The following is a 15,012-nucleotide window of genomic DNA, read 5'->3' on the forward strand; positions in this document are numbered from 1 at the left end:
AATTCAATTGATTATAATATAGAAAATCCAATTGGGCTATCGATTTTACTTACATTTTCTTGAATTTACCTTACATTTTTGTCACTTGACTAAAAAGAGGGGGAGGGTGCTATATGAAGCGTTCATTTTATTTCTTAGTTTTTATATTGTTATGCCTAGTGAGTACTGGGTGTGCAAAGGATAAAGAAGGAGAGAAATTAGAATACAACGGGAGAGCACTCGTAATTGGAGTTGTTGGTGAAAAGCCGAAAGATACGTTTAGAAATATAAAGTTTGAAAACGTTAAGTTAGAGGAGATGCAGGAGAAATCAGCAAAGGTTGATGGTTTTCTCGTCATGAAAGAATATTTTCAAGAAGCATCAAAGGAACAGTATACGGACTTATTTTTATCATTAAAGAAACCAGTGTTTTTTATCGGTTTAAAGGATAGACCATATTTGATTTTTACTGAAAAAGATTTAGATTATGACAATGCGCCAAGAGATAGAGCGATGATATATACGCAAGGGTTTGTAAACATGGGAAGCCCTGAAGGACAGTATTGGGGTATGGGGTTATATAATGATACTGTTTCCGATCAAAGTATTCATAATATGTATATCATAGTATTTCAAACAATTTCGGACTATTTAAGTCGATGATGAAGGAGCCTGTAAAAGGGCTCTTTTTATTTTTAAATAAACGTTTGTTTAAGAGGTATGTTCGGTATGGAAGAATTCATGTATTCCAAAGGTTGGGGTAGAAAAACATGAAATTAATCAAAAGTTTGTTTAAGGTATATGTTCGGTATAAAAGAATCTACGTATTCCAAAGGTTGAGGTAGAAAAATATGAAATTAATCAAACGTTTGTTTAAGATATATGTTCGGCGTGGGATGAGAAAAAATTTTAAAAAAATTATATATTTATTTTTTCTTAATAAATGGCGGAAAAATAAGAAAAATTAGCAGGATTATTAAAAATTATCACGAAATAAGTAAAAGTTTAGCGAATAATCGTTTGAAATAATAAAATGTTTTCTATATGATAAAGGTAAAGGTTAGTAAAAAAGTAGGTGAATTTATGACAGTAACATTTTATTCATATCCAAAATGTGGCACATGTCAAAAAGCAAAGAAATGGTTTGAGGCAAACGATGTAGCATATGAGATGATTCATATTGTTGAAAATCCACCGTCAAAAGAAGATTTACGTAATTTACATGAGAAAAGTGAATTACCATTAAAAAAATTCTTTAATACAAGTGGAATGCGTTACCGCGAACTTGGTTTAAAAGATAAGTTAAAGGATGCAAGCGAAGACGAAATGTATGAGCTTTTAGCATCTGATGGCATGTTAATTAAACGTCCAATTGTAACAGATGGAACGAGTGTAACACTTGGTTTTAACGAAGAGCAGTTTGAAAGTGTGTGGAAAAAGTACCAATAAGGTATTTTTACATAATTAATACATTCACTGGAGGTACAGTCATGAGCATTCCAAATAATTTACGTTACTCTGAAGAACACGAATGGGTAAAAACAGAAGGTAATGCGGTTGTTATCGGTATTACTCATTTTGCGCAAGGTGAGTTAGGCGATATCGTATTCGTTGAACTTCCTGAAGTAGGTGCAACAATCCAAGCTGACGAGCCATTCGGAAGTGTAGAATCTGTTAAAACAGTTTCTGAGTTATACGCCCCTGTAAGTGGTAAAGTTGTAGCAGTAAACGAAGAATTAAGTGACCAACCAGAACTAGTTAACGAATCTCCATACGAGGGTGCATGGATGGTTAAAGTTGAACTTTCTGATGCAAGCCAAGTTCAGAAGTTATTAACTGCAGAAAAATATGCAGAAATGACAAACCAAGACTAATTATAGTCGAAGAAAAAGGACAGCCTTTGTGCTGTCCTTTTTTATGTTGTGTACATAATGAATTTAAAAACATATATATTAATTATTATGTAGGAGAACGTTTTTGAAAAACTTTTTTCATGGAGGCTTCATGCTGAGCGAGCCGCTTGCGGTTTTCATTGTCTAGCTCCAGCGGGCTAGATTGTTCGGTGGCTTCGCGTCTTCCTGTGAGGCAAAAGGCGCCTCTACGTCAGAAGCTCCATCCCCCTCACAATCTGAACGAGCGGCTTGCGCTTTTCTTTGTCTAGCTCCAGCGGCTAGAACAGTCGGTCATTTCACTCCTTCACTTGAGGCAAAGGGCGCCTCTAGTTCAGGAGTTCCAATGCCCTCTTGTTCTGAGCGAGCCGCTTGCGCTTTTCTTTTGCAAAAATAAACAGGAAACAACATGAAAATAACGAATATACTATATACTAAGTTAAAGGTTGTATAGTATATGGTGATCGGGTGATGACATATGATTTATGTGGAAAAAGTCATTATTGTAGAAGGTAAATCGGATAGAAGAAAGATTGAATCTATTATTCGTGAACCAGTGGAAATTGTTTGTACAAATGGTACAATTGGTTTGTCGAAAATGGATGAGCTCATTGATCAATTTTTTGATAAGGACGTATATGTGCTAGTGGATGCTGATGATGCAGGAGAAAAGTTAAGGAAACAATTCCGAAAAGAATTTCCGCAAGCAGAGCATATTTATATTGATCGCTCGTATCGCGAGGTGGCGACTGCACCTTCTTCACATTTAGCAAATGTATTATGGGGAGCAGACATTGACGTTTATACAGAATATTTACGGTAAGGAATGATAGAAGTGATTGATTGGACAGGTGCCGAAGCTACAGCCCTAATAGGAAATGAAGAAAAAACAGTGTTATATGTGTATACACCAATGTGTGGAACATGCCAATTGGCAAAGAAGATGTTAACGGTCGTTGAGATGACGATTGAAGATTTGAAAATTGGAATGTTAGATTTAAATTATGCCCCGCATTTAGCGAAAGAGTATGGGATAGAAAGTGTACCGTGTTTACTTATTTTTGAAAATGGGACACTGATGAAGAAAATATATGCATTTCATTCGGTTGAATATTTATATACGGAATTAAAGTAGGCGGCAAAGTTTTTGCCGCCTCGACATATTTCTTGGGAAATATGTCGACATGCGTGATAGATACAGTATTTGTCGAGCGAAAATAACAGGATTGCCCTTTAATAAGAGGGAATGGTATGTAATAGAAAGTGATATGAGGGATGTGGTTTAGGATGAAATTATATTCTTTGCTTCAATCATTTGTAAATTACGCTAATGGTCAATATCATTTAGAACCGCTTTTAAGGCAAGGAGAAAGAACTGTTAATTTTCGTTTTGGAGATGAATGCTGTTCGTTACAAATTTCAAGAGATTATATAGAACTTTTGAAAGAGGCGAGAGGAACGGAACAAATCGTTTGTTTAGAGGAAGAGGATGTACAAAAATTAGTGACTGGAAATATGAGGTTGCAAAAGTTAATGAGTGATGGACGGGTACAATATTCTGGAACGTATCGAACGATGTTATTAGTTGAATCGATGTTTCATATATGTAAACCGATGTCAGTCGGAGCTTAAAATTCTGAAGTTTCTTTTTTTACGAAAATTTCTGTTGACAGAGCGTGTGGATATTGATACAATTCAATTCATAAAATATAGACAATTTCATAAATTTTAAATCAGACGAAAATTTAATCTGATTTCTCTTATTAAGAGAGGTGGAGGGACTGTGCCCTGTGAAGCCCGGCAACCGTCAACTTATGTTGAAATGGTGCCAATTCCTGCAAAGCAAATGCTTTGAGAGATGAGAGAGAGGGATAATGTTGTTATATACGCATATAAACCTTTCTGCTTCTCTAGAAGCGGAAAGGTTTTTTGTTGTTTGAATGCGGAGGAAATTCAAATAATAAGAGGAGCTATAACGATGGACTACACGCATGAAAAATAAAAAAATGCGGAGTCTATCCAAAGTTTTATGAAATCTAGCTCCAGCGGCTAGAACAGTCGGTCGTTTCATCCCTTCCTATGAGGCAAAAAGCGCCTCTACGTCTGGGATTCCAACGCCCTCTTGTTCTAAGCGAGCCGCTTGCGCTTTTTATTTAAAAAAGGGGTGAACATCATGATTTTATTAGAAAATGTAAAGAAAATATATAAGGCAAAAAGCGGTGATGTCACTGCTGTAGATAACGCCAACTTACAAATAGAGAAAGGCGAAATATTTGGTGTTATTGGATATAGTGGCGCTGGGAAAAGTTCGTTAATCAGATTGTTTAATCAGTTAGAGAAACCAACTTCTGGCCAAATTACAATTGCGAATCGTGTGATTTCAGCGATTACTGGAAATGAACTTCGTAAGGCAAGACAAGAAATCGGAATGATTTTTCAGCATTTCAACTTACTTTGGTCACGAACTGTGCGTGAAAATATCGCATTCCCACTTGAAATTGCAGGTGTCGATAAGGCGGAGAGAAGAAAACGTGTCGATGAGTTAATTCATCTTGTTGGATTAGAAGGAAGAGGAGACGCGTACCCATCTCAGCTAAGTGGTGGACAAAAGCAGCGCGTCGGGATTGCAAGAGCGTTAGCAAATAATCCACAAGTACTTTTATGTGATGAAGCAACGTCAGCTCTTGATCCGGAAACGACAGATCAAATTTTAGATTTATTGTTAGATATTAATAAGCGTCTCGGCTTAACAATTGTATTGATTACGCATGAGATGCACGTTATTCGCAAAATTTGTAATCGAGTTGCTGTAATGGAGAAAGGGAAGATCGTAGAAACGGGTCCAGTACTTGACGTATTCCGTAATCCAAAGCAAGACATTACAAAACGATTTGTACAGCAGTTAACTGATTCTGAAGATACGAATGAAACGATTGAAAGTTTAATAGAAAAGTATCCAGATGGAAAAGTAATTCGTTTGCAGTTTGTCGGTGAAGCGGTAGAAAGACCGGTACTTCAAAGGTTAATGCAGCGCGGTGATATAGAAGTTAGCATTTTGCAAGGAAATATCGCGCAAACGAATAACGGCTCTTACGGAAGTTTAGTCGTTCATTTAAATGGTGAAGAAACAGCGATCCAGCAAGCAATAGAAGGGATTCATCAAGATCAAGTAGAGCTGGAGGTGATTGCACATGGATAAGTTAATCGCAAATATTGATTGGAATCAAATGTTAGAAGCAACTGGTGAAACGTTATATATGACGGCAATCGCAGCGCTTGCCACATTTGTTTTAGGACTTATTTTAGGACTATTACTCTTTATGACAGCGAAAGATAATTTATGGGAAAATAAAGCGATTAATACGGTGATTGGAGCGTTCGTAAACATTTTCCGTTCTATACCGTTCATCATTTTAATTATTTTATTAATCCCGTTCACAAAGATTCTTCTTGGAACAATACTCGGAGCGAGTGCAGCGCTGCCAGCTTTAATTATTGGAGCGGCACCGTTTTACGCGAGAATGGTTGAAATCGCACTTCGTGAAATTGATAAAGGTGTAATTGAAGCTTCAAAAGCGATGGGAGCAAAAACAAGCACAATTATTTTGAAGGTGTTAATTCCAGAATCGTTACCAGCGTTAGTATCTGGTATTACGGTTACGACTATTGCTTTAGTAGGCTATACAGCAATGGCAGGTGTTGTTGGTGCTGGTGGTCTTGGAACACTTGCTTACTTAGAGGGATTCCAGCGTGGAAATAACGATGTAACAATCGTTGCGACAATTTGTGTATTACTCGTTGTATTTTTAATTCAGTGGATTGGTGATAGTTTAACGACTCGAATAGATAAAAGATAATGAAAACAGGGGGATATTTCAAATGAAAAAATTATTACTTACAGCACTTATTTCAACTTCAATTTTTGGGTTAGCTGCTTGTGGCGGGAAAGATAAAGATGAAAAGAAACTTGTTGTTGGTGCTTCTAACGTACCGCACGCTGAAATTTTAGAAAAGGCAAAACCGTTACTTGAGAAAAAAGGAATTGAGTTAGAAATTAAAAAATTCCAAGACTACGTATTACCAAATAAATCGTTAGCAGATAAAGAATTAGATGCAAACTACTTTCAGCACATTCCGTATTTAGAAAAAGAGATCAAAGATAAGAAATATGATTTTGAAATAGCAGGAAAAATCCATTTAGAACCGATTGGTGTGTATTCTCAAAAATATAAGAGCTTAAAAGAACTTCCAAACGGGGCGACAATTATTATGAGTAATTCTGTTACTGATCATGGTCGTGGTTTAGCAATTTTACAAAAAGAAGGCATTTTAAAAATTAAAGACGGAGTAGAGCCAGTTAAAGCAACTCCAAAAGATATTGCGGATAATCCGAAAAACTTAAAGTTCAAAACAGATATCGAGCCTGGTTTATTGCCACAAGTGTATAACAATAAAGAAGGCGATGCGGTTCTAATTAATTCTAACTATGCAATTGATGCGAAATTAAACCCAGAAAAAGACGCGATTGCAATTGAAGGAAATGATTCTCCATACGCAAACGTAGTAGCAGTTCGTAAAGGCGATAAAGATAAAAAAGAGATTAAAGCTCTTATAGAAGTACTGCATTCTAAAGAAATTGAAGACTTTATTACTAAAGAATATAAAGGGGCAGTTGTTCCTGTAAAAGAATAATTGCGGAAAAAGGGCTGGTGTATGCCGGTCCTTTTTTTACTACATAACTATAGGGGAGAAGGGGACATCATATGAAAAAGATTTTATTGTCAGTTGTTACAGCACTGTCTGTATTTACATTAGCTGCTTGCGGGGGGAAAGATGAGAATAAGCTTGTCGTTGGCGCTTCTAATATACCGCACGCTGTTATTTTAGAAAAGGCACAGCCAATATTAGAGAAAAAGGGCATTAAGTTAGAGATAAAAAAATTCCAGGATTATGTTTTACCAAATAAGGCATTAGCTGATAAAGAAATCGATGCAAATTATTTTCAACATATCCCTTATTTAGATAAAGAGATTCAAGAAAAAGGATACAAAATTGTAAATGCAGGAAAAATTCATTTAGAGCCAATGGGCATTTATTCTAAGAAATATAAAAGCTTAAAAGAACTTCCAGATGGCGGAACAGTTATTATGAGTAATAACGTAGCGGAGCGTGGCCGTATGCTCGCATTGTTACAAAAAGGCGGCGTTATTAAATTAAAAGACGGTGTAGATGTTGTTAAAGCAACAGTAAAAGATGTTGTAGAAAATCCGAAAAATTTAAAGTTTAAAACAGATGTAGAACCTGGACTTTCACCGAAGCTGTACGAAAACAATGAAGGTGATGCTTTATTTATTAATTCAAATTACGCAATTGATGCGAAATTAAATCCAACAAAGGATGCAATTGCAATTGAAGGATCAGACTCTCCTTACGCAAATATTATCGCAGTTCGTAAAGGTGACGAGAAGAAAAAAGAAATTAAAGAGCTAGTAGAAGTGCTACATTCAAAAGAAATTCAAGATTTTATTAACAAAGAATATAAAGGTGCTGTACTTCCTGTGAACGAATAGGTGCTGGAAAGGGCTGGGAATAACCCAGTCCTTTTTTCTTTATATATATAAGAAGAAAGGTGTATCATAAGAGGATGTAAAGGAAATACTTATATACATTTGTGAAAAAATTGTTACATTTTCTTAGTGTTTGCGATATCATTTTATTTGCTATAAGATTAGAATGAGAATAAAATGAGAATATGAACGTTTTAGTAATTTTTAAAATGTATATAGAGGATTAATGGAGGTATTGAGATGGCTGGTTCTACATTAACGGTTAAAGACTTACACGTATCAATCGATGGCAAAGAAATTTTAAAAGGTGTAAACCTTGAAGTAAAAGGTGGAGAAATCCACGCAATTATGGGACCTAACGGAACAGGTAAATCAACTTTATCTTCTGCGATTATGGGTCACCCAAAGTATGAAGTAACAGAAGGTAGCATCATCATCGACGGTGAAGATGTATTAGAAATGGAAGTAGATGAGCGTGCGCTAGCAGGTCTATTCTTAGCAATGCAATATCCAAGTGAAATTAGCGGAGTAACAAACGCGGACTTCTTACGTTCTGCAATTAATGCACGTCGTGAAGAAGGCGATGAAATTTCTCTTATGAAATTTATCCGTACTTTAGATAAAAACATGGAATTCCTAGAAATGGATCCAGAAATGGCACAACGTTACTTAAACGAAGGTTTCTCTGGTGGAGAGAAAAAACGTAACGAAATTCTTCAATTAATGATGATTGAGCCAAAAATCGCAATCTTAGATGAAATCGACTCAGGTCTTGATATCGATGCATTAAAAGTTGTATCTAAAGGTATCAACCAAATGCGCGGCGAAGAGTTCGGTTGCCTAATGATTACGCATTACCAACGTTTATTAAACTACATCACTCCAGACTTCGTTCACGTTATGATGAACGGTCGTATCGTTAAATCTGGTGGCCCTGAGCTTGCACAACGTCTAGAAGCTGAAGGTTACGACTGGATTAAAAAAGAATTAGGTATTGAAGACGAAACAGCAGAGCAAGAAGCGTAAGAGAGGAGCATAAACATGACAATCGGTACATTACCTTTCGATCAAGAAACAATCCGTCAGCGCGCAAGCGAAGTAAACGAAGCTGCTTGGTTGACTGAGTTCCGCTTACAAGCTCTTGCACAAGCAACTGAACTTCCAATGCCAACGCCTGATAAAACGAAAATTGAAAAATGGGACTTTATCGGAAAAGGCGACGCTGCTAAGCAAGAGCCTGTAAGTTCTTTAACAGAGCTTCCAGAAGCAGTGAAAAACTTAATCGATGAAAATAACAGCGTATTAGTACAACGTACTGGTACAACTGCTTTCGTTTCTTTAGCAGACGAAGCAAAAGAAAAAGGTGTTATTTTTACAGACATCGTAACAGCTGCAACAGAGCATGCTGAATTAGTACAAAAGTACTTAATGAAAGACGGCGTGAAAGTAGACGAGCATCGTCTAACTGCACTTCATGCTGCATTAATCAACGGCGGTGCATTCGTATATGTTCCGAAAAACGTTGTTCTTGAAACTCCACTTCAAGCTGTATTCTTAGTAGACGGCGAAGAAGCTAACGTATATAACCACGTATTATTCGTAGCTGATGCGAACAGTACTGCAACATATGTAGAAAACTACGTTGCAAATGAAAATGCTAAAGGTATTGCAAATATCGTAGCAGAAGTAATCGTGGAACAAGGCGCACAAGTGAAATTCGGTGCGGTTGATCTATTAGCAAAAGACGTAACAACTTACGTTAACCGCCGCGGAATTGTTGGACGCGACGGCCGCATTGATTGGGCTCTAGGCCTTATGAATGACGGAAACACAATTTCAGAGAACGTTACGAATCTAATGGGCGACGGATCATATGCTGATACAAAAACAGTAACAATTGGTCGTGGTAACCAAACACAAAACTTTACAACTAAAGTTGTTCACTTCGGTAAACACTCTGAAGGTTGGATTTTAAAACACGGTGTACAAAAAGATAGTGCAACATCTATCTTTAACGGAATTGGTAAGATTGAACACGGTGCATCTAAATCAAATGCACAACAATCTTCTCGCGTTCTTATGTTAGATGAAAAAGCTCGCGGTGATGCAAACCCAATTCTTTTAATCGACGAAGATGATGTAATGGCAGGTCACGCAGCTTCAGTAGGTCGCGTAGATCCGTACCAATTATACTACTTGATGAGCCGTGGTATTCCAAAACGCGAAGCAGAACGTTTAGTCATCCATGGATTCTTAGCACCTGTAGTAAATGAGCTTCCAATTGAAGGAGTAAAGGCACAGCTTGTTGAGGTAATTGAAAGGAAAGTTCGCTAATGAATATTCATGAAATACGCAAACAGTTTCCAATTCTTGATCAAAAAGTGAACGGCAAACAACTTGTATATTTCGATAGTGCAGCAACTTCTCAAAAACCAATTCAAGTCATTGAAACGTTAGAACGTTACTATAAAGAATATAATTCTAACGTGCATCGCGGTGTTCATACGCTCGGTACGAAAGCTACCGACGCGTATGAAGGTGCACGTGAGAAAGTTCGCAAGTTTATTAATGCGAAATCAATGGAAGAGATTATTTTCACGCGCGGAACGACAACTGCATTAAATACAGTAGCAGCTAGTTATGGTCTTGATAATGTAAAAGAAGGCGATGAAATCGTCATCTCTTACATGGAGCACCATAGTAACATCATTCCGTGGCAACAAGTTGCGAAGAAAACTGGTGCAACTTTAAAATACCTTCCGCTTCAACTAGACGGTACAATTTCTTTAGAAGATGTTCGTCAAACAGTTACACCGAATACAAAAATCGTTTCTATCATGCACGTTTCTAACGTACTTGGAACGATTAACCCTGTAAAAGAAATCGGAGCAATCGCACATGAAAACGGTGCAATCATGATCGTTGATGGAGCACAAAGTGCACCTCATATGAAAGTGGATGTACAAGATTTAAACTGTGATTTCTACGCATTATCTGCTCATAAGATGTGCGGACCAACAGGTGTCGGCGTATTATATGGTAAGAAAGAATTGCTAAACAATATGGAACCAATTGAATTTGGTGGTGAAATGATTGATTTCGTAGACTTACAAGAGTCTACTTGGAAAGAGCTTCCGTGGAAGTTCGAAGCAGGTACACCGATTATCGGTAATGCAATCGGACTTGGTGCGGCAATTGATTTCCTAGAAGAAATCGGTCTTCATAATATTGAAAGGCATGAACATGAATTAGCGCAATACGCTTTAGAGAGACTATCAGAAGTAGATGGCGTTACAATTTATGGTCCAAAGCATCGCGCTGGTCTAGTTACATTTAATATTGAAGACGTACATCCTCACGATGTAGCAACTGTATTAGATGTAGAAGGCATTGCGGTTCGCGCAGGACATCACTGTGCACAACCGCTTATGAAGTGGCTAAAAGCTTCTTCTACAGCACGTGCGAGCTTCTATTTATATAATACAAAAGAAGAAATTGATACATTTGTTGAATCACTAATCAAGACAAAGGAGTATTTCACAAATGTCATTTAATAATTTAGATACGTTATATCGTCAAGTTATTATGGATCATTATAAAAATCCTCGTAACCATGGCGTGTTAGAAGATAGTGTTACCGTTAACTTGAACAATCCAACTTGCGGCGATCGTATTCAACTTACGATGAAAGTAGAAGAGGGTATTGTACAAGAAGCGAAGTTTGAAGGCGAAGGATGTTCAATTTCAATGTCTTCAGCTTCAATGATGACACAAGCAGTAAAAGGAAAGAAAATTGAAGAGGCTCTTAAGCTTTCTAAAATTTTCTCTGACATGATGCTAGGAAAAGAGTATGATGACAGCATTGATTTAGGAGATATTGAAGCATTACAAGGCGTATGCAAGTTCCCGGCACGTATTAAATGTGCAACATTAGCGTGGAAAGCGTTAGAAAAGGGCTTAAACGAAGATAAGTAATGTTAAAGGTTCCTAAAAACGAGGTTATATAAGGAGGGACACACCAACATGGCGAAGCAACTGCCAGATATCGGCGATTATAAATATGGTTTCAAGGATAAAGACGTTTCGATTTTCCGTGCTGGACGCGGTTTAACAAAAGAGATCGTTGAAGAGATTTCACGTATGAAAGAAGAACCACAGTGGATGTTAGACTTCCGTTTAAAATCACTGGATAAGTTCTATGAAATGCCAATGCCACAATGGGGCGGCGACTTAAACGACTTAGATTTCGATGAAATTACGTACTACGTAAAACCATCTGAGAAATCTGAGAAGTCTTGGGATGAAGTACCTGAGGAAATTAAAGCGACATTTGATAAATTAGGTATTCCTGAAGCTGAGCAAAAATATTTAGCTGGTGTATCTGCACAGTACGAATCTGAAGTTGTATACCACAACATGAAAGAAGACCTAGAAGATCTAGGAGTCGTCTTCAAAGATACAGATAGCGCATTAAAAGAGAACGAAGATATTTTCCGTGAGCATTTCGGAAAAGTAATCCCACCAACAGACAACAAATTCTCTGCATTAAACTCTGCAGTTTGGTCTGGTGGATCATTCATCTACGTTCCAAAAGGTATTAAAGTTGATACACCACTTCAAGCGTATTTCCGTATTAACTCTGAAAATATGGGACAATTCGAGCGTACGCTTATCATCGTAGACGAAGGCGCACACGTACACTACGTAGAAGGTTGTACAGCACCTGTTTACACGACTAACTCACTTCATAGTGCGGTAGTAGAAATCATCATTAAGAAAGATGCATATTGCCGTTATACAACAATCCAAAACTGGGCGAATAACGTATACAACCTAGTTACAAAACGTGCGGTTTGTGAAGAAAACGCAACGATGGAATGGATTGACGGTAACATCGGATCTAAATTAACGATGAAATACCCAGCAGTTATCTTAAAAGGCGAAGGCGCTCGTGGTTTAACATTATCTATCGCGATTGCTGGTAAAGGCCAACACCAAGATGCTGGTGCGAAAATGATTCACTTAGCACCAAACACGTCTTCAACAATCGTTTCTAAATCGATTGCGAAGCATGGTGGTAAAGTAACTTACCGTGGTATCGTACAATTCGGACCAAAAGCGAAAAACTCTCGCTCTAACATCGAGTGTGACACGTTAATCATGGATAACCAATCTACATCTGATACAATTCCTTACAACGAAATCAAAAACGATTACGTTTCACTTGAGCACGAAGCGAAAGTATCTAAAGTATCAGAAGAACAATTATTCTACCTAATGAGCCGCGGTATTTCTGAGCAAGAAGCTACAGAAATGATCGTAATGGGCTTCATCGAGCCATTCACTCGCGAACTTCCAATGGAATACGCAGTTGAAATGAACCGTCTAATCAAGTTTGAGATGGAAGGTTCTATCGGTTAAATAGAAATGCGGAGCCGACTGTTCAGACCCGTTGGCTAAGGTTCTTTCGCACAGAAGATGCTTTTTATCTTCTGGTGCGGAAGGTTCTTAGACATGAGGGCCTAGGAGACGAAGCTGGACATATTTAAAGTGGAAGCGGCTCGTTCAGAATGTGAGGGGGATGGAGCTTCTGACGTAGAGGCGCTTTTTGCCTCATAGGAAGAAGTGAGGCCACCGAACAGTCTAGCCGCTGGAACTGGATAATATATGTATGAAGAAAGCGCCCTGCTGTGCAGGGCGCTTTTTTATGTTGTATATTCGGGTTCGGCTGTAAGATAACCGGGTAGGTGTTTAATGAAATATATCGACCACAACTCGGAATATATCGGCGATTATTTCAATATATCAGCGGTTGGACAAGGAATATCGATTTGTCGACAAAGTAAGACAAAGGAAATCCCTCATATCCCCCTCAACATTTAAATACGAGAGGAGCACCTATATGGAAGTAAGACAAAGATACTGACAAATCTCCTCCCCCCACCAACTAGAATCATTTCACAAAAATTCCCCCTCAAACTAATCAACAGACTAGAAAAAGTAATATAAAGTTCTCCATATTAAAAGGGCAATCTTTGGCTTTTTCTTATAATGCGAGTACAATGTAGAATAGCAAGAAAAGACGAAAAGTATTTACAGGATTATTGCGTACGTATAGCGTAAATGGCAGTAAGGAACTGAGAGGAGGTTTTTTCTCTGAATATAAATAAAGAAACAATCATCCACCTTTATCATACAAACGATATACATAGTCATTTTGAAAATTGGCCGCAAATTTCTCGGTTTGTACAAGGGGAGAAAAGGCGAAGACAGGAAGCGGGAGAGACTGTCTTAACTGTGGATATTGGCGATCATGTGGATCGTTTTCATAGTATTTCGGAAGCGACAAATGGACTTGGGAATACAAAATTATTAAATGAGGCGCTATATGATTATGTAACGATCGGAAATAATGAAGGAATTACATTGGCGAAAGAGCATTTGAATCGTCTATATGATGATGCTGGTTTTGAGGTGCTTGTAGCGAATTTATTTGAAAAAGAAGGTTTACGTCCAGCGTGGGCGCAGCCTTATAAATTACATACAACGACAGATGGGATTACGATTGCCTTTATTGGATTAACGGTAGCTTATCCAGAGTTTTATCATATGCTAGACTGGCATATTGAAGATCCGATCATCCATTTAGAGTCTATTTTAGAAGAAGTTAAGGATACAGCTCATATTACTGTTGTGCTTTCTCATCTTGGAAAAAGTATGGATGAGTATATGGCGGAGCATTATGATATAGATGTTATTTTAGGGGCACATACGCATCATTTATTTGAGCGCGGTGTTCTTGTGGATAATACTTTGCTTTGCTGTTGTGAAAAGTGGGGACATTACGTTGGTCACGTTCAGCTTACTGTGGATAAAGAGACGAAGAGATTGTTGAAAAAAGACGGTAGAGCGATTAAGACAGAACGGTTAGGTGCTTATAGCGAGCCGTTATCCACAATTGAAATGCTAAAGGAAGAAAGTAAACAGATAATGGCTGAGCCTGTCGTTCATTTAAAAGAATCATTGCCGGTTGATTGGTTTAAGGAGACGACGTTTTCTCATATGTTGGCAAGTGCACTTAAAGAGTGGTGTAATGCCGATGTTGGGATGGTGAATGCTGGTGTACTTCTTGAGGGATTAAATGAAGGTATTGTGACGCGCGGAGATATTCATCGGATTTGTCCACATCCAATTAATCCATGTCTATTAAAAGTACCAGGGAAAACGTTAAGAGAAGTTATTTTGAAAGCGCGCCGCCCGAATATGGAGAATCTTGAGGTAAAAGGATTCGGATTTCGTGGAAAAGTAATGGGGAAAATGATTTACGATGGTTTGGAAGTGATTCCAGATACGATTCCAGGGAATAAAATTTTACTAGAAGATGTATTGATTAACGGCGAATCGCTGGAATTAGACCGGATATATACGGTAGGAACGATTGATATGTTTACATTCGGATACTTATACCCAGAGCTATCCACACTTTCTGACAAACAATATTATATGCCGGAATTGCTTAGAGATGTACTAACAGACATGTTGATAACTTATACATCTTCAGTCAAACTATAGGCTAGT

At 37.7% G+C, this 15,012-nt stretch carries 16 protein-coding genes and 1 riboswitch; all 16 genes read left to right on the top strand.

Annotated elements, in window-relative coordinates:
• Nucleotides 1-113 precede the first annotated feature (113 nt).
• Entirely contained in the window at nt 114-641 is a 528-nt protein-coding gene (locus tag MR066_RS16260; protein ID WP_242247736.1) for a hypothetical protein, read from the top strand.
• Between the two features lie 420 nt (nt 642-1,061).
• Nucleotides 1,062-1,427 carry an arsenate reductase family protein gene (locus MR066_RS16265; protein ID WP_002129756.1) on the top strand — a complete coding sequence of 122 codons (366 nt, stop codon included), beginning with the start codon at nt 1,062-1,064 and terminating at the stop codon, nt 1,425-1,427.
• Between the two features lie 41 nt (nt 1,428-1,468).
• Nucleotides 1,469-1,852, top strand: coding sequence for a glycine cleavage system protein GcvH (gcvH, locus tag MR066_RS16270; RefSeq protein WP_242247739.1), 384 nt, complete (start codon nt 1,469-1,471; stop codon nt 1,850-1,852).
• Nucleotides 1,853-2,345: 493 nt separating this feature from the next.
• Nucleotides 2,346-2,690: a toprim domain-containing protein gene (locus MR066_RS16275; RefSeq protein WP_000640865.1), complete on the top strand. Its 345-nt coding sequence runs from the start codon at nt 2,346-2,348 to the stop codon at nt 2,688-2,690.
• 3 nt (nt 2,691-2,693) lie between these two features.
• Nucleotides 2,694-3,002, top strand: a complete 309-nt coding sequence (locus MR066_RS16280; protein ID WP_002015940.1) for a thioredoxin family protein — start codon at nt 2,694-2,696, stop codon at nt 3,000-3,002.
• Between the two features lie 152 nt (nt 3,003-3,154).
• Nucleotides 3,155-3,499: a hypothetical protein gene (locus tag MR066_RS16285; RefSeq protein ID WP_002015939.1), complete on the top strand. Its 345-nt coding sequence runs from the start codon at nt 3,155-3,157 to the stop codon at nt 3,497-3,499.
• A gap of 125 nt (nt 3,500-3,624) precedes the next feature.
• Nucleotides 3,625-3,732: riboswitch (SAM riboswitch) on the top strand.
• 308 nt (nt 3,733-4,040) lie between these two features.
• Nucleotides 4,041-5,066 (top strand): methionine ABC transporter ATP-binding protein, encoded by a 1,026-nt coding sequence (locus tag MR066_RS16290; protein ID WP_098786210.1) that lies wholly within the window; start codon nt 4,041-4,043, stop codon nt 5,064-5,066.
• Entirely contained in the window at nt 5,059-5,724 is a 666-nt protein-coding gene (locus MR066_RS16295; protein WP_002129754.1) for a methionine ABC transporter permease, read from the top strand. The genes MR066_RS16290 and MR066_RS16295 overlap by 8 nt, the downstream gene beginning before the upstream one ends.
• A 22-nt stretch (nt 5,725-5,746) precedes the next feature.
• A complete protein-coding gene (gene metQ / locus MR066_RS16300; protein ID WP_002015935.1) occupies nt 5,747-6,559 on the top strand; it encodes a methionine ABC transporter substrate-binding lipoprotein MetQ in 813 nt (270 codons plus the stop codon).
• Between the two features lie 71 nt (nt 6,560-6,630).
• Nucleotides 6,631-7,437 (top strand): methionine ABC transporter substrate-binding lipoprotein MetQ, encoded by an 807-nt coding sequence (gene metQ / locus MR066_RS16305; RefSeq protein WP_002089377.1) that lies wholly within the window; start codon nt 6,631-6,633, stop codon nt 7,435-7,437.
• Nucleotides 7,438-7,674: 237 nt separating this feature from the next.
• A complete protein-coding gene (gene sufC / locus MR066_RS16310; protein ID WP_002034576.1) occupies nt 7,675-8,460 on the top strand; it encodes a Fe-S cluster assembly ATPase SufC in 786 nt (261 codons plus the stop codon).
• 15 nt (nt 8,461-8,475) lie between these two features.
• Nucleotides 8,476-9,768, top strand: coding sequence for a Fe-S cluster assembly protein SufD (sufD, locus tag MR066_RS16315; protein ID WP_002089372.1), 1,293 nt, complete (start codon nt 8,476-8,478; stop codon nt 9,766-9,768).
• Nucleotides 9,768-10,988 carry a cysteine desulfurase SufS gene (gene sufS, locus MR066_RS16320; RefSeq protein ID WP_242247741.1) on the top strand — a complete coding sequence of 407 codons (1,221 nt, stop codon included), beginning with the start codon at nt 9,768-9,770 and terminating at the stop codon, nt 10,986-10,988. The genes sufD and sufS overlap by 1 nt, the downstream gene beginning before the upstream one ends.
• The gene (gene sufU / locus MR066_RS16325) at nt 10,978-11,409 is read left to right on the top strand and encodes a Fe-S cluster assembly sulfur transfer protein SufU (RefSeq protein ID WP_002089369.1); all 432 of its coding nucleotides are present in this window, start codon (nt 10,978-10,980) and stop codon (nt 11,407-11,409) included. The genes sufS and sufU overlap by 11 nt, the downstream gene beginning before the upstream one ends.
• A gap of 48 nt (nt 11,410-11,457) precedes the next feature.
• Nucleotides 11,458-12,855, top strand: coding sequence for a Fe-S cluster assembly protein SufB (gene sufB / locus MR066_RS16330; RefSeq protein WP_002015928.1), 1,398 nt, complete (start codon nt 11,458-11,460; stop codon nt 12,853-12,855).
• A gap of 759 nt (nt 12,856-13,614) precedes the next feature.
• Complete coding sequence (locus MR066_RS16335; RefSeq protein ID WP_313954333.1) at nt 13,615-15,006, top strand: bifunctional metallophosphatase/5'-nucleotidase; 1,392 nt, start codon at nt 13,615-13,617, stop codon at nt 15,004-15,006.
• Nucleotides 15,007-15,012: the final 6 nt, after the last annotated feature.

Origin of the sequence: Bacillus cereus group sp. BfR-BA-01523, assembly GCF_022662615.1 — a bacterium.
GTDB lineage: Bacteria > Bacillota > Bacilli > Bacillales > Bacillaceae_G > Bacillus_A > Bacillus_A mycoides.